This is a genomic window from Variovorax sp. OK605, from assembly GCF_900115445.1.
In the GTDB taxonomy this organism is placed as follows: Bacteria; Pseudomonadota; Gammaproteobacteria; order Burkholderiales; family Burkholderiaceae_C; genus Variovorax.
The window spans coordinates 99,673-126,261 of sequence record NZ_FOWL01000007.1; the positions used below are offsets into that span (position 1 = coordinate 99,673).

The 26,589-nt window shown below is 68.5% G+C and carries 25 protein-coding genes; 15 read left to right on the top strand and 10 right to left on the bottom strand.

Annotated features, from left to right (window positions below; all coding sequences use genetic code 11):
* Positions 1-48: 48 nt before the first annotated feature.
* The 4 genes from BM013_RS19215 (at position 49) to BM013_RS19230 (ending at position 5,113) form a co-directional block, all read left to right on the top strand.
* Positions 49-954 (top strand): LysR family transcriptional regulator, encoded by a 906-nt coding sequence (locus BM013_RS19215; RefSeq protein ID WP_093129245.1) that lies wholly within the window; start codon positions 49-51, stop codon positions 952-954.
* A 147-nt stretch (positions 955-1,101) separates the two neighbouring features.
* Positions 1,102-3,435 (top strand): acyl-CoA dehydrogenase family protein, encoded by a 2,334-nt coding sequence (locus BM013_RS19220; protein ID WP_256221560.1) that lies wholly within the window; start codon positions 1,102-1,104, stop codon positions 3,433-3,435.
* A gap of 149 nt (positions 3,436-3,584) precedes the next feature.
* Positions 3,585-3,863, top strand: coding sequence for a helix-turn-helix domain-containing protein (locus tag BM013_RS19225; RefSeq protein WP_093129246.1), 279 nt, complete (start codon positions 3,585-3,587; stop codon positions 3,861-3,863).
* Positions 3,860-5,113, top strand: a complete 1,254-nt coding sequence (locus BM013_RS19230; RefSeq protein ID WP_093129247.1) for a type II toxin-antitoxin system HipA family toxin — start codon at positions 3,860-3,862, stop codon at positions 5,111-5,113. Before BM013_RS19225 ends, BM013_RS19230 begins: the two co-directional genes overlap by 4 nt.
* Here the strand turns inward: BM013_RS19230 and BM013_RS19235 are convergent.
* The 8 genes from BM013_RS19235 to BM013_RS19270 all read right to left on the bottom strand — a co-directional run bounded on the left by BM013_RS19235 (position 5,100) and on the right by BM013_RS19270 (position 13,237).
* Positions 5,100-5,897, bottom strand: coding sequence for an enoyl-CoA hydratase/isomerase family protein (locus tag BM013_RS19235; protein ID WP_093129248.1), 798 nt, complete (start codon positions 5,895-5,897; stop codon positions 5,100-5,102). The genes BM013_RS19230 and BM013_RS19235 overlap by 14 nt on opposite strands.
* Positions 5,898-5,919: 22 nt before the next feature.
* Positions 5,920-7,074 (bottom strand): acyl-CoA dehydrogenase family protein, encoded by a 1,155-nt coding sequence (locus tag BM013_RS19240; RefSeq protein WP_093129249.1) that lies wholly within the window; start codon positions 7,072-7,074, stop codon positions 5,920-5,922.
* 15 nt (positions 7,075-7,089) lie between these two features.
* The gene (locus BM013_RS19245) at positions 7,090-8,058 is read right to left on the bottom strand and encodes a Bug family tripartite tricarboxylate transporter substrate binding protein (RefSeq protein WP_093129250.1); all 969 of its coding nucleotides are present in this window, start codon (positions 8,056-8,058) and stop codon (positions 7,090-7,092) included.
* Positions 8,059-8,097: 39 nt separating this feature from the next.
* Complete coding sequence (locus BM013_RS19250) at positions 8,098-9,042, bottom strand: electron transfer flavoprotein subunit alpha/FixB family protein (RefSeq protein ID WP_093129251.1); 945 nt, start codon at positions 9,040-9,042, stop codon at positions 8,098-8,100.
* A gap of 2 nt (positions 9,043-9,044) precedes the next feature.
* Positions 9,045-9,794, bottom strand: a complete 750-nt coding sequence (locus BM013_RS19255) for an electron transfer flavoprotein subunit beta/FixA family protein (protein WP_093129252.1) — start codon at positions 9,792-9,794, stop codon at positions 9,045-9,047.
* 36 nt (positions 9,795-9,830) lie between these two features.
* Positions 9,831-10,811 carry a Bug family tripartite tricarboxylate transporter substrate binding protein gene (locus BM013_RS19260; RefSeq protein WP_093129253.1) on the bottom strand — a complete coding sequence of 327 codons (981 nt, stop codon included), beginning with the start codon at positions 10,809-10,811 and terminating at the stop codon, positions 9,831-9,833.
* Positions 10,812-10,883: 72 nt separating this feature from the next.
* Complete coding sequence (locus BM013_RS19265) at positions 10,884-12,074, bottom strand: CaiB/BaiF CoA transferase family protein (protein ID WP_093129254.1); 1,191 nt, start codon at positions 12,072-12,074, stop codon at positions 10,884-10,886.
* A gap of 8 nt (positions 12,075-12,082) precedes the next feature.
* Entirely contained in the window at positions 12,083-13,237 is a 1,155-nt protein-coding gene (locus BM013_RS19270; RefSeq protein WP_093129255.1) for an acyl-CoA dehydrogenase family protein, read from the bottom strand.
* Between the two features lie 296 nt (positions 13,238-13,533).
* On the opposite strand from BM013_RS19270, the gene BM013_RS19275 reads away from it, so the two are divergent.
* From BM013_RS19275 to BM013_RS19325, 11 genes are all read left to right on the top strand, one after another.
* Positions 13,534-14,781: an acyl-CoA dehydrogenase family protein gene (locus BM013_RS19275; RefSeq protein ID WP_218153673.1), complete on the top strand. Its 1,248-nt coding sequence runs from the start codon at positions 13,534-13,536 to the stop codon at positions 14,779-14,781.
* A complete protein-coding gene (locus tag BM013_RS19280; protein WP_093129257.1) occupies positions 14,778-15,827 on the top strand; it encodes a phosphotransferase family protein in 1,050 nt (349 codons plus the stop codon). The genes BM013_RS19275 and BM013_RS19280 overlap by 4 nt, the downstream gene beginning before the upstream one ends.
* Positions 15,828-15,854: 27 nt before the next feature.
* Positions 15,855-16,520 (top strand): nitroreductase, encoded by a 666-nt coding sequence (locus tag BM013_RS19285; RefSeq protein WP_093129258.1) that lies wholly within the window; start codon positions 15,855-15,857, stop codon positions 16,518-16,520.
* Positions 16,521-16,669: 149 nt separating this feature from the next.
* Positions 16,670-17,536 carry a MaoC/PaaZ C-terminal domain-containing protein gene (locus BM013_RS19290; RefSeq protein ID WP_093129259.1) on the top strand — a complete coding sequence of 289 codons (867 nt, stop codon included), beginning with the start codon at positions 16,670-16,672 and terminating at the stop codon, positions 17,534-17,536.
* Positions 17,537-17,551: 15 nt separating this feature from the next.
* Positions 17,552-18,424, top strand: coding sequence for a branched-chain amino acid ABC transporter permease (locus tag BM013_RS19295; protein WP_093129260.1), 873 nt, complete (start codon positions 17,552-17,554; stop codon positions 18,422-18,424).
* A gap of 56 nt (positions 18,425-18,480) precedes the next feature.
* Positions 18,481-19,518, top strand: coding sequence for a branched-chain amino acid ABC transporter permease (locus BM013_RS19300; protein WP_177225509.1), 1,038 nt, complete (start codon positions 18,481-18,483; stop codon positions 19,516-19,518).
* Positions 19,505-20,203: an ABC transporter ATP-binding protein gene (locus BM013_RS19305; RefSeq protein ID WP_093129262.1), complete on the top strand. Its 699-nt coding sequence runs from the start codon at positions 19,505-19,507 to the stop codon at positions 20,201-20,203. Before BM013_RS19300 ends, BM013_RS19305 begins: the two co-directional genes overlap by 14 nt.
* Positions 20,200-20,895 (top strand): ABC transporter ATP-binding protein, encoded by a 696-nt coding sequence (locus tag BM013_RS19310; RefSeq protein ID WP_093129263.1) that lies wholly within the window; start codon positions 20,200-20,202, stop codon positions 20,893-20,895. The genes BM013_RS19305 and BM013_RS19310 overlap by 4 nt, the downstream gene beginning before the upstream one ends.
* A gap of 19 nt (positions 20,896-20,914) precedes the next feature.
* On the top strand, positions 20,915-22,096 hold the full coding sequence (locus tag BM013_RS19315; RefSeq protein WP_093129264.1) for an ABC transporter substrate-binding protein: 1,182 nt from the start codon (positions 20,915-20,917) through the stop codon (positions 22,094-22,096).
* A 20-nt stretch (positions 22,097-22,116) separates the two neighbouring features.
* Positions 22,117-23,667, top strand: coding sequence for a class I adenylate-forming enzyme family protein (locus BM013_RS19320; RefSeq protein ID WP_093129265.1), 1,551 nt, complete (start codon positions 22,117-22,119; stop codon positions 23,665-23,667).
* A 34-nt stretch (positions 23,668-23,701) separates the two neighbouring features.
* Positions 23,702-24,871 carry a CaiB/BaiF CoA transferase family protein gene (locus BM013_RS19325; protein ID WP_093129266.1) on the top strand — a complete coding sequence of 390 codons (1,170 nt, stop codon included), beginning with the start codon at positions 23,702-23,704 and terminating at the stop codon, positions 24,869-24,871.
* On the opposite strand, the gene BM013_RS19330 is transcribed toward BM013_RS19325, so the two are convergent.
* A complete protein-coding gene (locus BM013_RS19330) occupies positions 24,852-25,433 on the bottom strand; it encodes a histidine phosphatase family protein (protein WP_093129267.1) in 582 nt (193 codons plus the stop codon). The two genes, BM013_RS19325 and BM013_RS19330, sit on opposite strands and share 20 nt — an antisense overlap.
* Positions 25,434-25,458: 25 nt before the next feature.
* Positions 25,459-26,439: a zinc-binding dehydrogenase gene (locus BM013_RS19335; protein WP_256221561.1), complete on the bottom strand. Its 981-nt coding sequence runs from the start codon at positions 26,437-26,439 to the stop codon at positions 25,459-25,461.
* Positions 26,440-26,589: the final 150 nt, after the last annotated feature.

Genomic DNA, 26,589 nt, shown 5'->3' on the forward strand with positions numbered 1-26,589 from the left:
AAGGCCCGCCTTTGCTCCCCACGCCCCCGCACCATTGCAACGCCGCCCATGAACGACCGCATCCGAGAGCTCGACGTGTTCCTTCGCGTGACCGAGGAAACCAGCTTTTCCGCGGCCGCGCGCAGCCTGGACTGCAACCCCTCCACCGTCAGCAAGCTCATTCAGCGGCTGGAAGACCGGCTGCGCGTGCGGCTGTTTCACCGCACGTCGCGCGTGCTCAAGCTCACGCGCGAAGGCGAGCAGTTTCTTGAAGGCGCGCACCGCGTGCTCGACGCGCTCGAAGAAGCGGAGAACGGCCTGCAGAACACCAAGACGCAGGCCAGCGGCGTGCTGCGCTTCAACTCGTCGCTGCTGCTGGCGCAGCACCAGCTGTCGCCGGTGATTCCGGAGTTTCTGCAGCGGCACCCGGAGCTGCGCGTGGAATTCGTGCTCACGGCCAGCCCCATCGACCTGTTCGAAAACCACATCGACGTGTCTTTCCAGAGCGGGGACATTCCCGATTCTTCATTGGTCGCGCGGCGCATTGCCACCACGCGCTGGACGCTGTGCGCCTCGCCCAAGTACCTGGCCAAGGCGGGCATTCCCATGACGCTGCAAGACCTGCAGCAGCACAACTGCATGAACTTTCTGGCGGGCTCGGTGCGCAGCACCTGGGCGCTGCAGGACGGCAACGAGCCGGTGTCGCTCAGCGTGAACGGCAACATCGGCAGCAACTCGGCCGAGCTGCTGCGCGCCTATGCCATTGCGGGCGTGGGCATCGTGCGTTTGTCCGATGTGCATGTGGCGGCCGACTTGGCGGCGGGGCGGTTGATTCGCGTGCTCGAGAAGTTCCAGGTGGCGTCGGAAGACCCGATCTACGTCGTGTACCCGAGCAAGCGCAACCTGAGCCCGCGGGTGCGGGCGTTTCTGGACTTTCTGAACGAGAAGTTCGAGGCGGGCTGGGCCAGCCTCTGAGCGTTTGAACCGTGTCGGTCCGCCGTGTGTGCGGGCGCGTCACAGATGCTTTGACGGCCGGCTGGCTCCCATGCGCTGGCATTCCGGCCATCATGGCGTGGAGACAAGCGCGACGCGCTCCGCGCGCGCAACACAAGGCCTGACAGCATGAGCATGCGCAATTCCGGTTCCAATTCCGATCCCGATCCCGATCCCGCGGAGGCATCGCCTTCTTCTTTCCACGCACCCCGGTTCACCGCTGCCGAGCTTCCGAGCGGCGAAGAACGCGAGATGCTGCGCGACTCGGTGCGCGGCTTTCTCGCCGGGCATTGGCCGGTGGCCACGGCCGTGGAGCAGTCTGCATCGCCGCAGGCCGTGGCGGCCGTGTGGCAACAGTTGGCGCAGCAAGGGCTTGCCGCGCTGGGCACCGACTGGCGCGAAGGCGGGCTGCGAGAAATTGCCATCGCCATGGAAGAACTGGGCCGCGCTGCGTGCCCCGCGCCCCTGCTGGGCGCCGCGCTGGCCAACCTGCTGCTCGCGCCCGCCAAGGGCGGCGGCACGGCGGCCGATGCCTTTCTCGACGCGCTGCACGCGGGCGACGCCAGCGTGGCCGTGGCCTTCCCCGAGCACTGGGAGGCCGACGCGCGCGTGGCGGCGCAAAGCACGGGGGCGCCCACCTTCAGCGGCACGCTCCGCCTGGTGGACGGCGCGCTTGCAGCCACGCACGTGGTGCTGGTGCAGGGCGACAGCGCATGGCTCATCGATGCCACGCAGCCGGGCGTGAACCGCCTCGAAACCACGGCACTCGGCGCGATCGGTCACGGCGCTTTGCAACTGGAGGCCGTGCCCATGCAACCGGTGCCGGCGGACGAAGGCGCCGAGGCGCGGCTGCGCCATGCCTGGCGCGTGCTGCTGGTGGCGCGCGCCCACGGCGCGGCGCGCCGTGCCTTCGACATGGTCAGCGACTACGCCAAGGAGCGCCACCAGTTCGGCCAGCCCATCGGCCGCTTCCAGGCGGTGCAGCACAAGCTGGCCAACAACCTCATTGCGCTGGAGGGCGTGCGGCGCACGCTGTTCAACGCGGCGGCCAGCCACGACCTGGGCCTGCCGCACTGGACCTACTTTGCGGACACGGCCTTCGCCTTTGCCAGCAGCGCGCTGCGGCAGGTGGCGCTGGAAACGCACCACGCCTTCGGCGCCATCGGCTATGCCGAGGAACACGAGGCACCGCGCCACTTCCGCCGCGTGCACCTGGACATGGTGGCCGCCGGTGGCCTGCATGCCGCGCGCGGCGCGGTGGCCGACTGGCTGCTGGCCGGCGAGGGCCGCGCGCTGCCGGCCTACGACCTGGGCGAGGCGGGCAACGCCTTTCGCGAAGAGGTGCGCGCCTGGCTGGCGCAGCACTGGTCGGGTGAGCGCAAGGCCGCGTTCGACCGGCTCCCGTTTCACGACCGCGAGTTCGACGCCAGCTTTGCGAAGGACATCGGCAAGACCGGCTGGATCGGCCTGGCCTGGCCGCGCGAGCACGGAGGGCAGGCGCGCTCGCCGATGGAGCAGGTCGCCTTCATCGAAGAGATGGAGCGGGCGGAGGCGCCGCGCATCGGCGCCGCCATTCAGGCCAATGCGCTGATGGTCTTCGGCACGCCGGCGCAGCAGGCGCGCTACCTGCCCGAGATGCTGGCCGGCGAGGCCATGCACGGCATGGGCTACAGCGAGCCGAATGCGGGCTCCGACCTGGCGTCGCTGCGCACCAGCGCCACGCGCGAGGGCGATGAATGGGTCGTCAACGGCCAGAAGATCTGGACCACCACCTGGTGGGGCAAATACATGTTCCTGGCCGCCCGCACCGACCGCGAGGCCAAGCCCGCGCACGCGGGCATCAGCATGTTCATCGTGCCCATGGACGCGCCGGGCATCCAGGTGAAGCCGGCCACCACCATGTACGACGGCAGCTTTGCCAACATCTTCTACGACAACGTGCGCCTGCCGGCCGACGCGCTGGTGGGCCCGCTGCACGGCGGCTGGAAGGTGCTGACCAGCGCGCTGGCCACCGAGCGCGGGCTCATCGGCGGGGGCATCGTCATGAAGGTGGTGCACGGCTTCGAGCTGTTGTGCGCGCAGTTGCGCCGCCCTGATGCGCAGGGCCGCCGCCTGGCCGACGACCCGCTGGTGCGCGACCGCGTGGCCGCGCTGGCGGCGGAGATCGAGGTGGGCCGGCAACTGATGATGGAGTGCGCCGAGCGCATCGTCGACGGCGTCACCCCGCCGGAATACGGCGCCATCAGCAAGGTGTTTTCGGGCGAGCTGATGGAGCGCTTCGGCGAGGCGGTGCTCGACATGCTGGGCGAGCCGGCGGCGCTGTCGCACGGCGCGCCGGGCGCGCTGGACAACGGCAAGTTCGAGCAGGGGCTGCGGCATTCGCTGATGTGGGTGATCAGCATTGGCACGAACGAGATTCAGCGCAGCTTGATTGCGCAGCGGGGGCTGGGGCTGCCGCGTTGAGCATGCGGCAACCCGGATTTATTGGATACAGCAAAAAATTGGTGAAAATCTTCTTTATTTATCAAATACGATAAATAATTCGGGCACAACTTTATCTGTTGCAACAAATTTGGAGTAAATTCACTTCAAATTTGTCGAACTGGATAAATATGACGCTCACCGAAATCGGTCAAGCCCTTCGGGACGCCCGCAAGAAGCAGGGCCACACGCTGCAGACCGTGGCGGGTGCCCTGGGCATGGGCATCGCCACACTGTCCCGTCTGGAGCGCGGCGACCTGGACGATATCGGCTCGCGGCGCCTGCTGCGCGTGGCGGAGTACCTGGGCCTGCAACTGGTCGTGCGGCCCGCGGGCCACGGCATGACGCTCGAAGAGGCGATGGAGGACGCCGCAAGCGATTTCGCCGATCAGTCGGAGCACCGGCCATGACCGACCTGCTCGCCAAGGTGCAGGCGAATGCGCACCGGCTGGACGTGTATGTGGGAGACCACCGGGTCGGTACGCTAGAGCGGCAGGGCGCCGCAGGCAGCGTGTTCGCCTACCTGCCGGATGTGGGACGGAACGACTTCGCCTCGCTGCTGATGCCCGTGCGGCTCGAAAGCTACGCGGTGCCTTCGGCGCTGATCCCGACCTTCCAGCAGAACCTGCCTGAAGGGTTCTTGCGCAGAAAGATCACCGAGCGCTTCGGCAAGGTGCTGGCCACCGACGACTTCGTGCTGCTGGCCTTGACCGGCGCCAACCCCATCGGCCGCCAGCGCGTGGTGCCTTCCGGGTTCGCGCGGAACTGGGCCGGGCCGCTGCAGGTCGACATCGATGCACTGATGGGCGACAGCAAGGCGGGCTCGCTCTTCGCCGAGTTGCTGGACCGGTACATCGGCTTCGGCGTGTCGGGCGCGTTGCCCAAGGTGCTTGTGCAGGGCCGCGCAACGATTCACGACGAGCACTGGATCCTCAAGGCGGGCGACGACAAGCTTCCGGGGCTGGCCGTCAACGAGTTCTTCACGATGCGCGCGGCGCAATGCGCGGGCCTGCCGGTGCCTCAGTTCAAGCTCGCGGAAAACGGCACGCTCCTGGCGGTCAAGCGCTTCGATCACGACGCGCTGGGCAACGCCCTGGGCTTCGAGGACTTCTGCGCACTGCTCGCGATGCCGCCGGAGCGCAAGTACGGCGGCACGATGGAGCGGATCTTCAAGGCGATCGACGCCTACGCGGACGGGCCGCGGCGTCTCGAGGCCAAGGAGACGCTGGTGGCGGCGCACCTGTTCTGCATGGCGGCGGGGAACACCGACGCGCACTTGAAGAACTTCGGGCTGGTCTATGCCGATGCGTCGGATGTGCGGCTCGCGCCCATGTTCGACATGGTCACTACCAAGGTGTACCCGCAGTACAAAAACGACATTCCCGCGATCTCGGTGGCAGGCAAGAAGCTCCAGGCACCGGACAAGACCTTTGTGCGGTTCGCGCAGGAGCGGGCCGGCTTGACGCAGGCGCGCCTGCGGGAGATGGCGCAGCGCGTGGCGGCCGGCCTGGAGGAGGCGAGTGCCGAGATGGCGGTGCACTCGCGCGCGCATCCGGCGTTCAAGCCCATCGGCGCAGGCATGGCGCGGGAGTGGGCGGCCGGCATCAAGCTGCTGTCGTATTTCGACGCGCCGCCCAAACGCGCCCTCAGCGCCCCGTGAACACCGCCGCCCGCTTCTCCAGAAACGCAGCCACCCCCTCGGCCGCGTCTTCGGTCTCCATGCACACATTGAACGCCGCCGCCTCCCGCGCCAGCGCGTCGCGCAGGCTGCCTTCCTGCCCGCGATACAGCGAGCGCTTGGCCAGCTGGATGGCAATGGGCGGGCCGGCCGCGATGCGTGCCGCCAGTGCCATCGCCGTGGTCATCAATGCCTCGGGCGGCACCACGCGCGAGACGATGCCCAGCTGCAGTGCCTCTTGCGCATCGATCACGTCGCCCGTGAAAGCCAGCTCGCAGGCCTTGGCCATGCCGACCACGCGCGGCAGCAGGTAGGTGGCGCCGGTGTCGGGCGGCAGGCCGCGCTTGACGAAGGCCTGTGCGAATTTCGCATTGCTCGCCGCAATGCGGATGTCCGCGGCCAGCGCCATGTTCATGCCCGCGCCCACGGCCGCGCCGTGCACCGCCGCAATCACCGGCTTGGCCGCTTCGTGGATGGCCAGCAGCATCTCGTCGCGCGCGGGGTTGATCTTTTCCTGTAGCGGGCGCGCGCCGCCGGGGCCGGCGCTCATTTCCTTCACGTCGCCGCCGGCGCAGAAGGCGGCGCCCGCGCCGGCCAGCACGATGGCGCGCACCGCCTCGTCGCGGCCGGCCTCGCGCATGGCCGCGGCAATGTCCTGCTTCAGCGTGCCGCCGATGGCGTTCATGCGGTGCGGGCGGTTGAAGGTGAGCACGGCGACCTGGCCGTCGCGCGTGTAGAGCAGGCTCTCGTAGGTGGGGAGGGTCATGGGGTTCGGTTTCCGGGGAAGGTCATGCTGCGGCGGCGTTGCGCAGCAGCTCGCGCGCGATCACCACGCGCTGGATCTGGTTGGTGCCCTCGAAGATCTGGTTGAGCTTGGCGTCGCGCATCATCCGTTCGACGGGGTAGTCCTTCACGTAGCCGTAGCCACCCAGGATCTGCACCGCGTCGGTCGTCACCTTCATGGCCACGTCGCTGGCAAAGCACTTGGCCATGCTCGCGAGCATGGGCAGTCGGCTCCACTCGCCGCGGTCGCCCGCGCGGGTGCATTCGTACAGCAGGCAGCGCGCGGCCTCGATCTGCATGGCCATGTCGGCCAGCATGAACTGCACGCCCTGGAACTCGGAGATGAAGCGCTTGAACTGCTTGCGCTGCTGCGCATAGGCCACCGCGGCGTCGAGCGCGCCCTGCGCCAGCCCGACCGACGCGGCCGCGATGGCGGGGCGGTTCAGGTCGAGCGCGCGCATGGCGGCGCGAAACCCCTTGCCCTCTTCGCCGAGCATGTTTTCCGCCGGCACGCGCACGTTGTCCAGGTACACCGGCACGTTCACGGCGCCGCGCATGCCCATCTTGCGTTCCTTCTTGCCGAAGGTGACGCCGGGCATGTTCTTCACGTCGACGATGAAGGGGCTGATGTTGTCGACGCCGCCCGCGTCGCTGGTCTTGGCGAACACCATGATGTAGTCGGCCACGCTGCCGAAGGAGCACCACTGCTTCTGGCCGTTGATGACGTAGCTGTCGCCGTCGCGCACGGCGCGCGTGCGGATGGCGCTCACGTCGGAGCCGGCGCCGGGCTCCGACAGCGCAATGGCGGTGAGCGTGCGGCCCTGCGCCACGATGGGCAGGAAGCGCTGCTTCTGTTCCTCGGTGCCGAAGTGCATCAGCGGCAGCACGAACATGGTGGTCTCGCCGGCCAGCAGGCCGCAGGCCTCGGAGTGGCGCGAGATTTCTTCGCGCGCCAGGCACACCATCGTCAGGTTGGCGCCGGGGCCGCCGTAGGCCTCGGGCACCCACAGCTGCAGCAGGCCCATGTCGCCGTACACGGGAATCAGCTCGGTGGGAAAGCGGTCGTTCTCGTCGATCTCCGCGGCAATGGGCGCAACGTGGCGCTCGGCCATGCGGCGCACGCCGTCGCGAAAGGCGATTTCTTCGGGAGTGAAGTCCATCGGTGCGTCCTTTCCTTATTCGGGCTGGATGTTCTGCTCGCGGATGATCACGCTCCAGCGCGCCACGTCCTGCTTCACGTAGTCCATCACCTTCGCGGGCTCGCTGCTCTCGGCATCGACGCCCAGGGAGTCGAAGCGCTTCTTCACATCTTCGGACGCCACGGCCTTGACGACGGCGGCATGCAGTTGCTCGACAACGGCCGGCGGCGTGCCGGCCTTGGCGAGCAGCGCGAACCACGAGTACAGCGAGTAGCCGGGCACGGACTTGCCGATCACGTCGGCCTTCGGGTCGTGCGGTGAGGTGGTCTCCGACGTGACGCCCACCAGCTTCAGCTTGCCGGCGGCAATCTGGCCGCGCATGGCTTCGGTGGGCGTGGTGAGCAGCACCTGCACCTCGCCGCCGAGCAGCGCGTTGAGCGTGGGCGCCTGGCCCTTGTAGGGCACGTGGGTCATCTTGATGCCGGCCTGCTTGATGAGCAGCTCGGTGCCCAGGTGGCCGAGCGAGCCCACGCCGGCACTGGCGTAGTTGGCCTTGCCGTTGGTCTTCTTCGCCCAGTCGAGGAAGGTGCTCATGTTGGTGGCCGGCACGCCGGCGCCCACGGCCAGCACCATGGTCGACTTGGCGACCATCGAGATCGGCACGAAGTCTTTCACGGGGTCGAAGCCGGCGTTCTTCTGCAGCAGCGGCGTCACGGCGCTGGGGCCGTTGTTGCCCAGGAAGAGCGTGTAGCCGTCGGCCGGTGCGCGCAGCACCTGCTGCGCACCCAGCGCGCCGCCCACGCCGGGCACGTTGTCGACGATCACGGTGGCACCGCCCAGCGCCTGCTGCAGCGGGGCTTGCAGGATGCGCGCCATCGCGTCGGTCGGGCCGCCGGCCGCGTACGGGACCACGAGGCGTATCGGCTTGTCGGGAAACGCGGCCGTGGCCGCGAGGGGCATGGCGGCCGCGGCGAGCAGGCTCCATGCGCGGAAGGTGGGGGTCATTGTTGTCTGTCTCCGATGTCTTTGAATGTCTGTCGCGGGTCAGCCGAGCTGCTGCGCGAGTTCCGGCACGGCGGTGAACAGGTCGGCCACGAGGCCGTAGTCGGCCACCGAGAAGATCGGTGCTTCTTCGTCCTTGTTGATCGCCACGATGACCTTCGAGTCCTTCATGCCGGCCAAGTGCTGGATGGCGCCGGAGATGCCCGCTGCGATGTAGAGCTGGGGGGCGACGATCTTGCCCGTCTGGCCCACTTGCCAGTCGTTGGGGGCGTAGCCTGCGTCGACGGCTGCGCGGCTGGCACCCAGGCCGGCGTTGAGCTTGTCGGCCAGCGGGGCCATGACCTCCTGGAACTTCTCTGCGCTGCCCAGGGCACGGCCACCGGAGACGATGATCTTGGCGGCCGTCAGTTCAGGGCGTTCGCTCTTCGTGACTTCACGGCCGACGAAGGCGCTCTTGCCGCTGTCCGCCACGCCTTCAGCCGTTTCGACCGTTGCGCTACCACCGGTGGCGGCTGCGGCATCGAAGCCGGTCGTGCGGACCGTGATCACCTTGGTGGCGTCGCTGCTCTGCACGGTGGCGATGGCGTTGCCGGCGTAGATCGGGCGCTCGAAGGTGTCGGGGCTGTCGACCTTGGTGATGTCGCTGATCTGGGCCACGTCCAGCTTGGCGGCCACGCGGGGGGCCACGTTCTTGCCGTTGGCGGTCGAGGGGAACAGGATGTGGCTGTAGTTCGACGCAATCGCCAGCACTTGGGCCGCGACGTTCTCGGCGAGGTTTTCAGCCAGGCTCGGGCTGTCAGCAGCGATGACCTTGGTCACGCCTGCGATCTGCGCTGCAGCCTTCGCAGCTTCTGCTGCGTTGGCGCCTGCAACCAGCACATGCACTTCGCCACCGCACGCCAGGGCAGCGGTCACGGTGTTCAAGGTAGCCGGCTTGATGCTGGCGTGGTCGTGTTCGGCCACGACGAGGGATACAAGTGCGGTCATGTTCAGATCACCTTCGCTTCGTTCTTCAGTTTGTCCACCAGCGCTGCAACGTCGGGCACCTTGATGCCGGCACCGCGCTTCGGAGGTTCTGCCACCTTCAGCGTCTTCAGGCGGGGCTTGACGTCCACACCGAGGTCTTCGGGCTTGAAGACATCCAGCTGCTTCTTCTTGGCCTTCATGATGTTGGGCAGCGTCACGTAGCGCGGCTCGTTCAGGCGCAGGTCGGTCGTGATGACGGCCGGAAGAGTCAGCGACAACGTTTCCATGCCGCCGTCGACTTCGCGAGAGACGGTGACCTTGTCGCCAGCGAATTCGACCTTGGAGGCGAAGGTGGCCTGGGGCAGGTCGGCCAGCGCAGCCAGCATCTGGCCGGTCTGGTTGGCGTCATCATCGATGGCTTGCTTGCCCAGGATGACCAGCGAGGGTTGTTCCTTGTCGACCAGCGCCTTGAGCAGCTTGGCGACGGCCAGGGGCTGCAGCTCTTCGGTCGTCTCGACCAGGATGCCGCGATCGGCACCGATGGCCATCGCGGTGCGCAGCGTTTCCTGGCACTTCGCATCGCCGCAGGAAACCGCGATCACTTCCGTGACCACGCCCTTTTCCTTCAGGCGAACCGCTTCTTCGACAGCGATCTCGTCGAAGGGGTTCATGCTCATCTTCACGTTGGTAATGTCCACCCCGGTGCCGTCGCTCTTCACGCGCACCTTCACGTTGTAGTCGACGACCCGCTTCACGGGCACAAGAATCTTCATGGTGATGGCCTCACAGTTTGAAAAGGAAGTTCGTGTTCATTCGGTGCCCAGTTCCTTGATGACCGGCGCAAAGGCGCCGATCTCGCGGGCGATGCGTTCGCTGTAGGCCTTGCCGTCGAGCGGCGCGGCCTCCATGCCCATGGTGGCCAGCTGTTGCCGCAGGGCCGGGTCCGACAGCGCGGTGGTGAAGGCATGGCCGATCTTCTCGACCACCGCCGGTGGCGTGCGCGCCGGCGCGACCAGGCCGGTGTAGACCACGGCATCGAAACCCGGCAGCGCCGACGCGATGGGCGGCACGCCCGGCACCAGTGCGCTGGGCCCGGCGGTGGCCACGCCCAGCGCCTTGATGCGGCCGTTCTTCAGGTAGTCGTTCATCGGCCCGGAGAGGATGGTGAGCTGCACCTTCACCTCGCCCGAGAGCAGCGCGGTGGTCGTCTGCGCATTGCCCTGGTAGGGCACGGGCAGCATGCGCACGCCGGCCTGCCGCTGGAACAGCGAGGTCGCCACGTCGCCATAGGCGCCCTTGCCGACCACGGCGTATTCGAGCTTGCCGGGGTTGGCCTTGGCGTAGTCCAGGAACTGGCGCAGGTCGGCCACGGGCACCGACGGGTGCACCAGCAGCACCGACGGCGCGCTCGACAGCCCCGCCACGGGCGCGAAGCGCCGCTGCGGGTCGATGCCCGCGCTTTTCTGAACGAAGGGCGTGATGGCGATCAGCCCGGTGTTCACCACCAGCACCGTGTAGCCGTCGGCCGGCGCGTCGGCCACCAGGCGCGCGGCGATCATGCCGGCCGCGCCGGGCCGGTTGTCGATGATGACGGGCTGCCCCAGGCTGCGGCCCACGGGCTCCTGCAGCAGGCGCAGCATGGCGTCGGTCACGCCGCCGGCCGCGAAGGGCACGACGATGCGAACGGGCTTTTCAGGAAATGCGGGCTGGGCTGCCGCCGGCGTGGCCTGAACCAGCGCCAGGGCCATCGCCCCGGTGCCGGCCAGCCACGCGATCGTCGTGGTGTTCATTGCGTCTTGTCTCCATGGCCTTGTGACCTTTTCTTGTCTTCTTGTCTGTTCGCTCGCGTGCCGTGAGAGGAGCTATCCGCCCAGCACGCCCGCCTCGCGCAAGCGCGCGATGCCGGCCGTGTCCTTGCCCAGCAGCTCGCCGAGGATCGCGGGGCCGTCGGCGCCGAGCACCGGCACATGCGCGCGCGGCCCGGCGTTGCCGTGCGCCATGCGAAACGGCGTGCCCGCCACCATGAAGGGGCCGGCGCCATCGTCGATCTCGCACATGGTCCCGCGCTCCTTCACCACCGGCAGCTGCATCGTCTCGCCGATGTTCAGGTAGCGCGAGCAGGGCACCTGGTGCGCGTCGAGGATGCGTTCGCACTCCTCGGCGGTGTGCTGCAGGGCCCACTTGGCCAGTTCCGCCAGGAAGGCGTCCCAGTGCACCTGCCGCCCGCGCCCGGTGGCGAAGCGTTCGTCCTCCAGCCATTCGGGGTGGCCGGTGGCCTTGCACAGCGCCACGAAGTTGTCTTGCGTGGTGGGCGCCACCACCAGGTGGCCGTCGCGCGCGGGCGTGGGCTTGTAGACGAAGTGCAGCGGCTGCTCTGGGAACTGCGCCTCGCCCACCTCGCACACCAGCAGGCTCACCATCGCGTCGAGCAGCGACAGGTCGACCAGGTCGCCCTTGCCGGTGCGCTGGCGCTGCACCAGCGCGGCCTGGATGCCGCCGAAGGCCAGCGAGCCGCCGAGCACGTCGGCCACGAAGATGCCGGTGTTGGGCGGGCGGCTGGCGTCGTCCTGGTAGCCGCGCATGGCGTCGTCGAAGCCCGAGAGCGCGTGCAGCGTGGGCGCGTAGGCACCCTTGCCGTCGCCCGACTTGCCCTGGCCGAAGCCGGAGATCGAGCAGTACACCAGTCGCGGGTTGATCTCGCTGAGCGCCTCGTAGCCCAGGCCCAGGCGCTTCATCACGCCGGGTCGGAAGTTTTCCACCACCACGTCGGCCTGCTTGACCATGTCGTGCACGATGTCGCGCGCCTCGGGGCTCTTCAGGTCGAGCACGATGCTGCGCTTGCCGCAGTTCAGAGACGCGTAGTAGCTGCTGCGCCCGTCGCGAAACGGCGGCCGGCTGCGCGTGAGGTCGCCGTTCTTCGATTCGATCTTGATGACCTCGGCGCCGAGGTCGGCCATGAGCCGCGTGCAGTAGGGGCCCGACATCACGAAGGTGAAGTCGAGCACGCGAATGCCGGTGAGCGCGCCGGGCGTGCCGGCGGGAACGGTTGCCATGGGGGTGCTCAACGGAAGCCGAGCGCGCGGCGCGCGATGACCATGCGCTGGATCTGGTTGGTGCCTTCGTAGATCTGCAGCACCTTGGCGTCGCGCATCATGCGCTCCACATGGTTGCCGCGGATGTAGCCGTGCCCGCCCAGGATCTGCACCGCGTCGGTGGTCACCTTCATGGCCATGTCGGTGCAGAAGCACTTCACCATGGAAGCCATTTCGGTCAGGCGGTCGTGCTGGCCGGCGTCGATGGCGCGGGTGCACTTGTAGAGCAGGGCGCGCGCCGCCTCGATCTGGATGTGCATGTCGGCCAGCATGAACTGCAGGCCCTGGAACTCGCCGATGGCGCGGCCGAAGGCCTTGCGCTCCTTGGCGTAGGCCACCGCGATGTCGAACGCGCCCTGCGCCACGCCCACCGCGCTGGCCGCCACCGTGGGGCGGTTCAGGTCGAGGATGTGCATGCACGAGATGAAGCCGCGGCCTTCCTCGCCCATGCGGTTGTCCACCGGCACGCGCACGTTGTCGAAGAAAATGTCGGCATGCGGCGTGCCGCGCTGGCCCATCATCTTCTCGCTGCCGCCCAGCGTGATGCCGGCGGACTTCATGTCGACGATGAAGCAGCTGATGTTGTCCACGCCGCGCTTGTTCACGTCGCCGGTCTTGGCGAAGAGCGTGATGTAGTCGGCCAGCGGCGCCATGGTGATGAAGCACTTCTGGCCGTTCACCACGTAGTGGTCGCCGTCGCGCACGGCGCTGGTCTTCATGGCGCCCACGTCGGAGCCCGCGTGGGGCTCGGTGATGGCCACCGAGCTCACCACGCCGCCCTTGGCCACCAGCGGCAGCCACTTCTGGCGCTGCGCGTCGGTGCCGAAGTGCAGCAGCGGCAGCACGAAGGAAATGGTGTTCTGGTTGATGAGCTGCGCGCCGGTCATGGAGACCCGGGCCACGAGTTCCTTGGCCATGCAGGTGGTGGTGAGGTCGAGGCCGGGGCCGCCGTATTCCTCGGGCACGCGGGCCTGCATGAGGCCCATTTCTCCGAACACCTTGATCAGGTGCTCGGGAAACTTCTCTTCCTCGTCCATCTGCTGGGCGATGGGCGCGATTTCCTTGTCAACCACGCGTTGCAGGCTGTCGAGCAGGGCGGCCTGCAGTTCTGTGCGTTCTTCCATGTTGTCTCCGTATCGGCCGTATCGGCGGTGGGGAACGGCGTGCGGCGAATGCCGCTGCCGGATGCCGATATCGTGCGATCAGGGGGAGGGGATGAAAAGAACGCGGGCTGCACATCATCTGTGAATCTGCTTCACGACTGGACGCTTCCAATCATGCGGCGCAAACGGGCCGCGGGCGCAGCGGGTCAATCCGATTGACGCATGTCGTACGCATGTGTAAGGTTGTTGACGCATATCAAAAGCAACTGCGAATTCAACCAACGGCGACCGGATCGCCCCACCTAGGAGACGCTCTCTTGGACTACCAGTTCCCCCCCGAGATCACGGCCAAGCTCGCCGAACTCGATGCCTTCATCGAAGCCGAAATCAAGCCGCTGGAACGCGAGCACATGCAGTTCTTCGACCACCGCCGTGAGCATGCGCGCACCGACTGGGAGAACGACGGTTTCCCGCGCAAGGAATGGCACGACCTGATCGCCGAGATGGAGCGCCGCGCCGACAAGGCCGGCCACCTGCGCTACGGCCTGCCCAAGGCCTGCGGCGGGCAGGCGGCTTCGAACCTGGCGATTGCCGCGATCCGCGAGCACCTGGCGGCAAAGGGCCTGGGGCTGCACAACGACCTGCAGGACGAGTCTTCCATCGTCGGCAACTTCCCGATCGTGCCGGTGATCAACGCCTACGGCACCACCGAGCAGAAGCGCTACATCGACGGCATCATCAAGCGCGACCGGCACCTGTCGTTCGGACTGACCGAGCCCAACCACGGCAGCGACGCGACATGGCTGGAAACAGTGGCGGTGCGCGAGGGCGACGGCTGGGTCATCAACGGCATGAAGCGCTTCAACAGCCAGGTGCAGCGCGCGCACGCCAACCTGGTGTTCGCGCGCACCTCGGGCAAGCCGGGCGACGCGCTGGGCATCACGGCCTTCATCGTGCCGACCGACACGCCCGGCCACCGCATCGCCTACAACCACTGGACCTTCAACATGCCCAGCGACCACGCCGAGGTGGAGCTGAAGAACGTGCGCGTGCCGAACAGCGCGATCCTCCACGAGGAAGGGCAGGGCCTGGTGCTGGCGCAGCGCTTCATTCACGAAAACCGCATCCGCCAGGCGGCGGCCAGCGCCGGCGCGGCGCGCTACTGCATTGCGGAATCGGCCAAGTACGCGGTGAACCGCATCGCTTTCGGCGAGCCGCTGTCCAAGAAGCAGGCGATCCAGTTTCCGCTGGTCGAGCTGTATGCGGAGTGCGAGATGGTGCGCAACTTCATCTTCCAGGTAGCGGCCCGCATGGACCAGCAGGACCCGCTGGAAATCAGCGACCTGGTGTCGATCTGCAACTTTCGCGCGAACCGTCTGTGCTGCGAAGCGGCGGACCGGGCGATCCAGGTGCACGGCGGCATCGGCTACACGCGAGGCTTGCCGTTCGAGCACATCTACCGCCATCACCGCCGCTACCGCATCACCGAGGGCTCCGAGGAAATGCAGATGCGCCGCGTGGCACAGCACCTGTTCGGTTTCGCGGGCAAGCGCGCGACGGCATGAGCGCGCCGGTGGACGCCGCGGCGGGGCGCGGCATCGACTTCAACCCCGAGCGGCTCGACGAGTACCTGCGCGCGGCGCTGCCCGCCGAGGGTGGCGCGCTGGAGGTGGAGCGCACGGTCGGCGGCATGTCGAACCCGACCTACTTCCTGCGCCGGGGCGCATGGCAGGCCGTGCTGCGCAAGCAGCCCAACGCCACGCTGATGCCGTCCGCGCACGCCATCGACCGCGAGTACCGCGTGCTCACGGCGCTGCGCGACAGCGCGGTGCCGGTGCCCGCGCCGCTGCTGTACTGCACCGACCGCGAGGTGGTCGGCACGCCGTTCTACTTGATGGAGCGCATCGACGGGCGCGTGTTCGACGGCTTCGCGATGCCGGGCGTGGCGCCGGCGGAGCGGCGCGCGATGTACGAATCGATGGGCGCCACCATGGCGGCGCTGCACAGCCTGGACTTTCGCGCGCTGGGGCTGGGCGACTACGGCCGGCCCGGCAACTACTTCGCGCGGCAGCTCAGCCGCTGGTCGCAGCAGTGGACGCAGTTCCGCCGCGGTGACGACGACAACCCCGAGCTCGACCGGGTGGTGGCCTGGCTGGCGCAGCGCGTGCCGGAGAGCGACACGCTGGCGCTGTGCCATGGCGATTTCCGCATCACCAACATGATGTTCCACCCGAGCGAGCCGCGCGTGGTGGGCGTGCTCGACTGGGAGCTGTCGACGCTGGGCCACCCGCTGGTGGACGTGGCCTTCAACAGCCAGGCCTGGCGCATGGCGACCGACGAGAACGGCGGCCTGCTCGGGCTGCCGCTGGCGGAGATGGGCATTCCCACGGAAGAGGACTACCTGGCGCGTTACTACCGCCTGGCCGGGTCGAAGGAGCGCATGACCACCTTCCACCAGGTGTTCGCGATGTTCCGCGGTGCCGTGGGAAGTGCGGGCGTGGCTGTGCGAGGGGAGGCCGGCAACGGCTTCCTGCCCGACGCCGCGCGTGTCGGCCGCAAGCTGGCGCAGGCCTACGCGCGGCGCGGCGCGGCGTTGATCGACGGCCGTTGAATCCAACCCTGATTTCCTTTTCTTCTCATGCTCTCTGTCGACGAAGCCATCCTCCAGCGGCGCTCCGTGCGCGGCTTCCTGCCTGAAGAGGTGCCGCAGCGCACGCTCGACGAGGTGTTTGCCATCGCGCAGCGTGCGCCGTCCAACTGCAACGTGCAGCCGTGGGTACCGCATGTGGTGTCGGGCGAGGCGCTGCGGCGGTTGCGCGCGGCGCTGGTGGCGGCAGGTACGCAGAACGAGCCCATCAGGCCCGACTGGCCGGCCGAGTCGAAGTTTCACGGCATCTACCGCGACCGGCAGGTCGACGCCGCCGCGCAGCTTTACGGCGCGATGGGCGTGGAACGCAGCGACCTCGTGGGGCGGCGCGCCGCCTACGTGCGCAATCTCGATTTCTTCGGTGCGCCACATGCGGTGTTCGTGTTCATGCCGCACCCCTTCGACACGCGCGAGGCGACGGACATCGGCATGTATGCGCAGACGCTGATGCTGGTGCTGACGGCGCGCGGTATCGCGTCGTGCGCGCAGGGCGCGCTAGGCCTGTACCCCGGCATCGTGCGCGAGGTGCTGGGCTTGCCTGAAGAACAGCGCCTGCTGTTCGGCGTGTCCTTCGGCTACGAAGACCCGGCCGACAAGGCCAACGCGGCGCGCGTGGGGCGTGCCGCGTCGCACGAAGCGGTGCGCTTTCACCGCTAGCGGCGCACACCGCCATCGGCCGTCGCCAAGGCGACTCCGTACTTACGATAAGTAGTACGCATGCATATTGTCTTGTATGCTGATTGTATAAATCGGCAGCATTTGACTGCCACCCGCCGCCGCCCCCAAGTGGAGACAAGCCACACACCATGAATCTGCAGAACGTCATCGCGCGCCGCTTCGCGCCCGCGGTACAAAGCTACGACTGGCGCGATTCGGCGCTGTATGCGCTTGGCTTGGGCATGGGCTCCGACCCGCTCGACGAAGACGAGCTTCTTCACGTCTACGAGGGCCGAGAGCAGCGCGCCGTGCCCAGCCAGTGCATGGTGCTGGGCTGGCCCGCGTTCTGGCATGCGGACCCGGCCACGGGCATCGACTGGGTGAAGATCCTGCACGGCGAGATGCGCTTCGAGCTGCACCGCCCGCTGCCGCACGAAGGCGCCGTGCGCGCCAGCTACGGCATTCGCGCGGTGCAGGACAAGGGCGTTGGCCGCGGCGCGTTGATTCATTTCGACACCGAGATCACCGATGCCGACACCGGCGAGGCATTGGCCAGCCTGCGTTCCGTCGAGTTCCTGCGCGGCGACGGTGGTTGCGGCAGCCACGGCACAGCGCCATCGGGCACGCGCGCCTTGCCCGAAGGCGCCGTGCCCAGCGCGCGCATCGACTACCGCACCGCACCGCAGGCGGCACTGTTCTACCGGCTCGCGAGCCGCGACTACATGCCGATCCACGCCGACCCCGAGGTGGCGCGCCGCGCGGGCTTCGAGCGGCCGATTTCCCACGGGCTGAACACCATGGGCCTGGCCTGCCGCGCGCTGCTCAAGCACTGCAGCCCGCGCCGCCCGGAGCGCCTGCACTCGATGGCGGTGCGCTTCGCCCAGCCGGCGTACCCGGGCGAGACCATTCGCGTCGAACTCTTCGAAGAGGGCGACACCGTGCGTTTTCGCGCGCTGGCCGTCGAGCGCGGCGTGACCGTGCTCGACCGCGGCGAATGCCGCTTCATCGACCGCTGACCCGGAGCCGACCCCATGGACTTTTCACAGGCACTCAACATCGCGCAGCTGGCCAACGCCCTGGCGCTGGCCTCGCTGCTCACCATCCTGGCCAGCGGGCTGGCGCTGATCTTCGGGCTGCGCGACGTGATGAATTTCGGTCACGGCGCGCTCTTCATGCTGGGCGCGTACCTGGGCTACACCTTCTCGGGGCTCTTCAACTTCTGGGCGGCGCTGGTCATCGTGCCGCTGCTGCTGGCGCTGCTGGGCGTGCTGTTCGAGTACGCGGCCATTCGCCCGCTGCAGCGCCGCTCGCACATGGACGTGGCGCTCGTCACCTTCGGGCTGGCGTTGATCCTGAGCCAGGTCGTCATCAAGGTCTGGGGCACGGCGCCGCTGTCGGTGTCGGCACCGCCTTCGCTGGCGGGTTCGCTCGACCTGTTCGGCCATGCCTACCCGGCGTACCGCATCTTCCTGATTGCGATGGGCTTCGGCACCTGCGTGCTGCTGGCGGCATGGCTCAAGTGGACGCGCTCCGGCATGCACGTGCGCGCCGTGAGCCAGCAGCCGATGGTGGCGCGCATGATGGGCGTGAACACCGACCGGCTGAGCCTGCTGGTGGTGTGCCTGGGCACCGGGTTCGCCGGGCTGGCCGGTGTGCTGGCGGGGCCCTACCTGTCGGTGGACCCGGCGATGGGCTCGTCCATTCTCATCAGTTGCCTGATCGTGGTGGTGATCGGCGGGCTGGGCAGCATCGGCGGGGCGATTGCCGCGGCGGTGGTGTTCGGGCTGATCCAGGTGATCGGCGCGCTGATCTCGCCCACGCTGGCGGTGATGGCGCCTTACCTGTTGCTGTTCATCGTGCTGCTGTGGCGGCCGCAGGGCCTGGGCCGCGGGAGGGTCGCATGATGGCCGCGGTACCTGTCTCTCCGGCGGTGGCGCCGCGCGCACCCGGTGTTTCGCAAATGGCAGGCGCTGCATCGGCCGGAAGCACGAAGGGCGCCGGGCTGCTGAAGCCCGGCCTGGTGGTGGCGGTGCTCATCGTGCTCGGGCTGTTCGTGCCGAGCGTGCTCAAGAGCACCTTCTATCTCGGGCTGCTGGTCAACGCGATCACGCTCGGCATCGCGGCCCTGGCCATCGGCTTTTTGGCGCACCAGAGCGGGCTGATGATGTTCGGCGCGGCCGCCTTCACGGGCAGCGCGACCTACCTGTTCGCCATTGCCGTGACGCGCTTCGGCTGGAACGCCATGACGGCGGCCGTGTTCACGCTGGTGGCCGCGACGCTGCTGTCCGCGGTGATCGGCATGCTGGTGGTGCGGGCCCGGCCGCTGCCGTTCGCGATGCTCACGCTGGCGCTTGCGCAGATGCTGCGCTCGATGGTGATGATCACCGACTTCCGCCCCATCACCGGTGGCGACGACGGGCTGGCGCTGAATTTCAGCGGCACCTTCTTCGGCCTCACGCAGGCGCAGCTCTCCAAGCCCGAGGGCTTCTGGCCGGTGGCCTGGCTCGCGCTGTGCGGCGTGATGCTGCTGGCCTGGGCGGTGGGCCGCTCGCGCACCGGCAGCGTGCTGCGCGCGATTCGCGCCAACGAGGAGCGCATGCGCTTCTCGGGTTTCAACACCTACCTGCCGCGCGTGCTGGCGTTCACGCTGTCGGGCTTCATCGCGGCCGTCTCGGGCCTGTTGACGGGGCTGTACACGGCCTTCGCCTCGCCCGAGCTGCTGGACTTCGCGACGGGTGGCAACGGCCTGGTGTCGACCCTGATCGGTGGGGTCAGCACGGTCGCCGGGCCGGTGCTGGGCGCGTTGCTCTATGTGATCGGGCAAGACCAGTTCGGCGCGACCGGGCACCTCGAGTTGCTGACGGGCCTCGGCGTGGTGCTGGTGATCGTGGCGTTCCCGGAGGGGATCATGGGTTTCATCCGCAACGCCATGGCGCGGCTGTTCAAGCGCGGCGCCGCGGCGGGTGCCAAGGAAGGGAGCGGCCATGCTGCGCGTTGAAGACCTGAGCGTGTCCTACGGCAGCGTGAAGGCGCTGGAGGGCGTGAACCTCGAAGTGGCGCAGCACGGCGTGCTGCACGGCGTGATCGGACCGAACGGGGCGGGCAAGTCCACGCTGATGGACGCCATCACCGGCCGGCGCAAGCCGACGCGTGGGCGCGTCTTTGTCGACGGGCAGGACATCACGAACCGCTCGGTGGCGCAGCGCCGCCGCCTGGGCATGTCGCGGTCGTTCCAGCGCACCAGCATCTTCCCGGGCGTTCGCGTGGGCGAGCAGCTGGAGCTGGTCGCCTCGCAGCTCGGCGAACCCGACCTGGCGGGCATCGTCGACGCGCTGGCGCTGGGCCCGGTGTACGACGAGATCGCCGACAGCATTGCCTACGGCGACCAGCGCCGCGTGGACATCGCGCTGGCGCTGGTCGGCCAGCCCACGCTGATGCTGCTCGACGAACCGGCCGCGGGCCTGTCGACCAGCGAGACCGTCATGCTGTTCCAGCACTTGGCCACCGTGGTGCGCCAGCGCAACGTGACCGCGCTGGTGGTGGAGCACGACGTGGACGCCGTCTTCCGCTTCTGCGACACCATCACCGCGCTCGACCTCGGGCGCCTGCTGGCCAACGGCTCGCCCGCGCAGGTGCGCAGCGACCCGAAGGTGATTGCCGCCTACCTGGGGACCGCCGCATGAGCTTCATCGACGTCAAGGGACTGCGTGCCGGCTACGGCAAGTCGGTGGTGCTGCGCAATGTCGACCTGCAGGTCGAAGAGGGCGAGGCGGTGGCCGTGGTCGGCAAGAACGGCGCGGGCAAGTCGACGCTGCTGCTGTCCTTCTTCGGCGGCACCACGGTGAGCGGCGGCAGCATCGAGGTGGGCGGCGTCGCGCTGCAGAAGCTGCCGGCCTACCGCGCGGCCATGCAGGGCGTCACGCTCTCGCCGCAGGGCCGGATGATCCTGGCGCACCTCACGGTCGGCGAGAACCTGCGCCTGGGCATGGCCTGCGGCCGCAAGGGCCACTGGACCATGGACACCGTCTACAAGTTGTTTCCCGTGCTGCACGAGCGGCGCGACCGCATGGGCAACGAGCTCAGCGGCGGCCAGCAGCAGATGCTGGCGGTGGGCCGGGCGCTGCTCGGCAACCCGCGCGTGCTGCTGCTCGACGAACCTTCCGAAGGGCTCTCGCCCGTGCTGGTGGACGACCTGGCGGACGTGTTCAACAAGATCCGCGCGGCCGGCACCGGCGTGCTGATGGTCGAGCAGCACCTGAACCTGGTGCGCCGCGTGAGCCAGCGCTTCGTGGTGATGGCCAAGGGCGAAATCATCGACCGGGGCCGCACCGCCGACATCGACACCGAGCAGCACCGTGCTGCCCTGGCCTTTTGAACCAAAAGAAGGAACGCAGATGATCAAGAAGTTGCTGGCGGCCGTGGCCGCCGCCGTGGTGCTGCAGGGCGGCGCCATGGCGCAGAACACCATCAAGCTCGGCGTGGTGAACATCGACACGGGGCCCTTCGCGGTCAGCGGTGCGTACGTGAACGACGGCGCGGCCTTCGCGGTGGAGCAGCTCAACGCGCAGGGCGGGGCACTGGGCCGCAAGTACGAGCTGGTCACGCAGAACCATGCGGGCACGCCGGCCTCGGCCATCGCGGCGGCAACGCGGCTGGTGGAGCAGCAGGGTGTGTCGTTCTTCACCGGTCTCAACCCCTCGGGCACTTCGCTGGCCATCGCGTCGAAGATGCCGGGGCTGAACGCCCTGTTCATCGACGCCACGGCCGCCTCCGACGACCTGACGGGCAAGAACTGCGGCGCCAACTACTTTCGCGTGGGCATCACCGACGGCATGATGGTCAACAGCTTCCGCGAGCAGACCAAGGCCAGCGGCATCAAGAACTGGGACCTGCTGATGGCCGACATCGCGGTGGGCCACGACACCGCGAAGCGCTTCACCGCCGCCATGCAGGAAAGCGGCGGCAAGGTCAACAAGACGCTGTTTGCGCCCATCACCGCGTCGGACCTCGGCAGCTACATTGCGCAGCTGCTCGACAAGCCGGCCGAAGGCCTGCTGATGTACTACCCCTCGTCGGGCGGCATCGCGCTGGTGAAGCAGCAGCAGGCGTTCAAGCTGTTCGAGAAGTACAAGACGGTGCTGTCCGCCTCGATGGTCAACGAGATATTGATTGGCGCGCACGGCGACGCGAGCGTGGGCCTGTGGTCCGCGCAGAGCTACTTCTGGACCATGCCGGGAGAACGCAATGCGGCGTTCGTGAAGGCCTTCGAGGCGCGCTACAAGCGCAAGCCGACCTACATCGACGCGGATGCCTACATGTCCTTCGAGTTGGTGCACCAGGCGATCCTGAAGGCCAAGTCGGCGGACGTGGCGGCGGTGCGCACGGCGCTGTCGGGGTTGAAGACCACGACGGTGGTGGGCGATGTCGAGATGCGCGCGGCGGACCATCAGCTGCTGCGCCCGCTGGTGGTGGTGCAGGCTGCGAAGGCCGGTGAAGGCAAGGGCGAGATCGTGATGAAGTCGATCGAGCCGACGGCGCAGGTTGCGCCGCCGGTGAATGCCGAATGCAAGATGTAGGAAGCGCGGCGCGGCCCGCCATGCAGATCCCGGAACTGCTGTCGCAGGACTTCGGCACGGTCGCGCAGCTGATCCACGCGCACGCGCTGCGCGAGCCGGCGCACACCGCGCTCTTCCTCGAAGGCGAGGGCCTCGGTTACGCGGCGCTCGACGCGTGGATGGACCGCGTGGCCGCCGCCCTGCAGCGCGACGGCCTCCGGCCAGGCGACGTGGTGGCCATCAGCGCGACGACGTCGCTGGCCTACGCCGCGGTGTTCCTCGGGAGCGTGCGCGCCGGCGTGGTGGTGGCGCCTCTTGCGCCAGATGCCACGCCCGAAGGGCTGGCCGCGATGGTGGCCGATTCGGGCGCCAGGCTGTTCTTCCTCGACCATGGGGTCGCGCAGTCGATGGGCGATGTGGCGGCCAGCGTGTCCGCGCGCCTCGTCGCGCTGGACGACGCCGACCACGCCACGGCGCTTTCCGCCTGGCTGGCACCTGCCGGAGCGACGCCCGAAGCGGTGACGCTGCACCCCGAGGCGCCCTTCAACATCATCTATTCCTCGGGCACCACCGGCACGCCGAAGGGCATCGTGATGCCGCATGCCTTCCGCTGGGCGCAGGTGAAGCTGTTCACCTCGCTGGGCTACGGGCCGGACGCGGTCACGCTGGTGTCGATTCCGCTGTACTCGAACATGACGCTGTCGAGCTTCCTGCCGGCGCTGTCGCTGGGCGCCAAGGTGGTGCTGATGCGCAAGTTCGATGCGGGCGGCTACCTCGCGCTGGCGCAGGCGCACCGCGTGACGCACAGCATGATGGTGCCGGTGCAGTTCCAGCGGATCATGGCGCGGCCGGATTTCGGTGCGTACGACCTGTCGTCGTTCCGCATGAAGTCCTGCGGCAGCGCGCCGTTTCCGGCGGCGCTCAAGGCCGATGTGCTGGCGCGCTGGCCGGGCGGGCTCACCGAGTACTACGGCATGACCGAGGGCGGTGGCGTGTGCGCGCTGCCCGCGCACGACAGGCCCGACAAGCTGCACACCGTGGGCCAGCCCGCGCCGGGCCACGACATGCGGGTGATCGACGAAGAGGGCCGGGAGCTGCCGCGCGGGGAGATCGGTGAGATCGTCGGGCGCTCCGGCACCATGATGGTCGGCTACCACAACCTGCCGGCCAAGACCGCCGAGGCGGAATGGTTCGACGGCGAGGGCCGGCGCTTCATTCGCAGCGGCGACACCGGCCGCTTCGACGAAGACGGCTACCTGGTGCTGCTGGACCGCAAGAAGGACATGATCATTTCGGGCGGCTTCAACGTGTACCCGGTCGATCTCGAGGCGGTATTGCGAGGCCACCCCGACGTGGCCGAGGCGGCCGTGTTCGGCATCGCCTCCGCGCAGTGGGGCGAGTCGCCGATGGCTTGCGTGGTGCTGCGCGAGCAGGCGGCGGTGACGGCCAGCGCCCTGATGGCCTGGGCCAACGAACGCCTGGGCAAGGCGCAGCGGCTGGCGGACCTGCGCGTGGTCGACAGCCTGCCGCGCAGCGACATCGGCAAGGTGCTGAAGCGCCAGCTGCGCGACACCTACGCCGCGGCGCGCTGAACCTCCGTTCATCGAGACAACCGGAGCGAAACCCATGGGACCCCTGCAAGGAATCAAGGTCGTGGAGATGGCAGGGCTCGCGCCCGGTCCGTTCGCCGCGATGATGCTGGCCGACATGGGGGCGGAGGTGCTGCGCATCGAGCGGCCCGCGCAGGCCGTGCCGCCGGGGCACCCGCGCGTGGCCTTGCTGGACCGCAGCCGGCGCGCCGTGGCGCTCGACCTGAAGTCGCCTGCCGGCGCCGCCATGCTGCACCGGCTGCTGGGCGGCGCCGACGCGTTCATCGAAGGCTTTCGCCCGGGCGTGATGGAGCGGCTCGGTTTCGGCCCCGACACCTGCCTGGCCGCGAACCCGCGCCTGGTCTACGGCCGCATGACGGGCTGGGGACAGGACGGACCGCTCGCGCAAGCGGCGGGCCACGACATCAACTACATCGCGCTCACCGGCGCGCTGCACGCGATCGGCCCCAAGGGCGGCGCGCCCGCGGTGCCGCTGAACCTGGTCGGCGACTTCGGCGGGGGCGGCATGTACCTGGCGTTCGGCATCGTCTGTGCGCTGCTGGAGGCGCGGCGCTCGGGGCAGGGGCAGGTGGTCGACGCCGCGATGGTCGACGGCGCGGCCTCGCTCATGACCTACATGCACGCCTCCCGCGCAGCGGGGCAGTGGAGCGACACGCGCGGCGAGAACGTGCTCGACGGCGAGACGGCGCCCTGGTACGGCGTGTACGAAACCGCCGACGGGTTGTACGTGAGCATCGCGTCGGCGGAGCCACAGTTCTATGCCGAACTGCTTCGCCTGACCGGTCTTGCAGGCACGGCGTTGCCCGACCAGCTCGACCGCGGCAGCTGGCCCGCGTTCCGAGAGAAGCTGGCCGGCGTGTTCCGCGGCAAGACCCGCGCCGAGTGGTGTGCGTTGCTGGAAGGCAGCGATGTGTGCTTCGCGCCGGTGCTTGCGTTGGACGAGGCCGTGGCGCACCCGCACAACCGCGCGCGTGGCACTTTCGTCGAGGTGGGTGGCGTGGTGCAGCCCGCGCCGGCGCCGCGTTTCAGCCGAACGGTGCCCGCCACGCCGACCTTGCCCGTGCCAGCCGCCGAAGACCCGTCGCAAGCGCTGGCAGCTTGGGGCATCGATGCGCGCGAGGTGGCCGCCTTGCGTGCCGAAGGCGCGTTCGGACCGCCCAACCCGCTCAGGGCGTCGACTCGTTGAGCGTGCGCACCCGCGCGTCGTCGAGCGAGCCGCCGACGACCCGCGTCACCGAGCAATGGTCGAGCGAGAAGGTGTCCGTGCCGGGCATGCGCATCGCATGCGCGACCAGCGTCTTGATCGGCATGCCGTGGGAGAACACCGCAATCGCGGTGCCCCGCGCGTCGGCCAGCAATGCGGCGAAGGTGTCGAGCACGGTCTGGCGAAAGACGTCGGGATCGATGCCCAGGAAGCGCGGCGGCGACGCGAGAAATTCGGCCCAGCGGTGCGGCTCCTCGCGGCGGATGGTGTCCGGCGAGCGATAGCGGCTGGTGTGGCGGTCGCACTCCGCGAGGCCGTCGATGACTTCGATCTCCAGCCCCAGCAGGCGCGCCAGCGGTGCCGCGGTGTCCAGCGCGCGCTGCTGCGGGCTGCACACGATGCGGTCGATCGGCTCGAACGCCAGGCGGCGCAGGGCCAGCGTGCGGGCCTGCGCGTGGCCCTTGGCATGCAGCGGCGGATCGCCGGGCTGCAACGCGTGGCCTTCGTCGGGCAGGCCGTGTCTGACGAGAAGAAGCTGTTTCATGCGTGTGTCGTGAACCGGCCCGCGCTCAGGTCATCGTGACGACGAGCTTGCCGAACTGGCTGCCGTCGGACAGCGCGTCGAATGCCGACCGGATGTCGTCGAGCGCAAAGCGGCGGTCGATCACCGGGCGCACCGCCCCGCTGGCGAACAGCGCAATCAGCTGCCGGCATTCCTCGACACTGCCGCCCGTGGAGCCGTACACCTCGAGCTGACGGATGAAGATGCGCTGCAGATCCGCGGGCGGGTTGGACCCCGTGGTCGCGCCACAGGTCACGAGGCGGCCGCCGCGGCGCAGCGAACGCAGGGAGTCGTCCCAGCTCGCGGCGCCGGAGCTGTCGATGACCATGTCGACGCCTTCGCCGCCGGTCATCTCCATCACGCGTTTGGCGACCTTCTCGCGCCGGTAATTGATGGCGCCGCTGGCGCCCAATGCTTGCGCGCGCGCCAGCTTCTGGTCGCTCGACGAAGTCACCAGCACCCGCGCGCCCGCGTGCACCGCGAGTTGCAGGCAGGCCACGGCCACGCCGCCGCCCACGCCGGCCACCAGCACGGTTTCGCCGGGGCGCAGCGCGCGCTTGCCGAACAGCATTCGCCAGGCCGTCAGGTATGCGGCCAGCAAGGCGCCGGCCTCCGCCAGGTCGACGTGGTCCGGCAGCGGCAGCACGCAGCGCGCGGGCATTGCCACGTACTCGGCGAAGCCGCCGTCGCGGTGCTCGCCCATGATGTGCGCGCGCAGGCACAGCGGCTGGTCGCCGGCCAGGCAGTAGCGGCACTGTCCGCAGAAGGCGTTCGAGTAGATGACGGCCTTCTGCCCGGGCACGAGCCCGCTGTCGGCGTCGGCTTCCACGACCACGCCTGCGGCCTCGACGCCCAGCGTCTGCGGCAGGCTGTGCGTGATGCCGCTGCCGCTGTCGCGCATGTACAGGTCGACGCGGTTCAAGGCCGCGGCGTGCACGCGCAGCAGCACCTCGCCGGCGCGGCGCACCGGCGCGGGAACGTCGCGCACGCAAAGACCGTCTCGGCCTCGCTCTCGAAGAACAGCTGCTTTCATCATCGTGAGCATATAGACCGTTCACTACCATACGAATAATGGAAAACACCGAACACAAGCCGATGCGAAGCGGTTGACCTCCGGTCTTCGCCGTCTTCATAATCG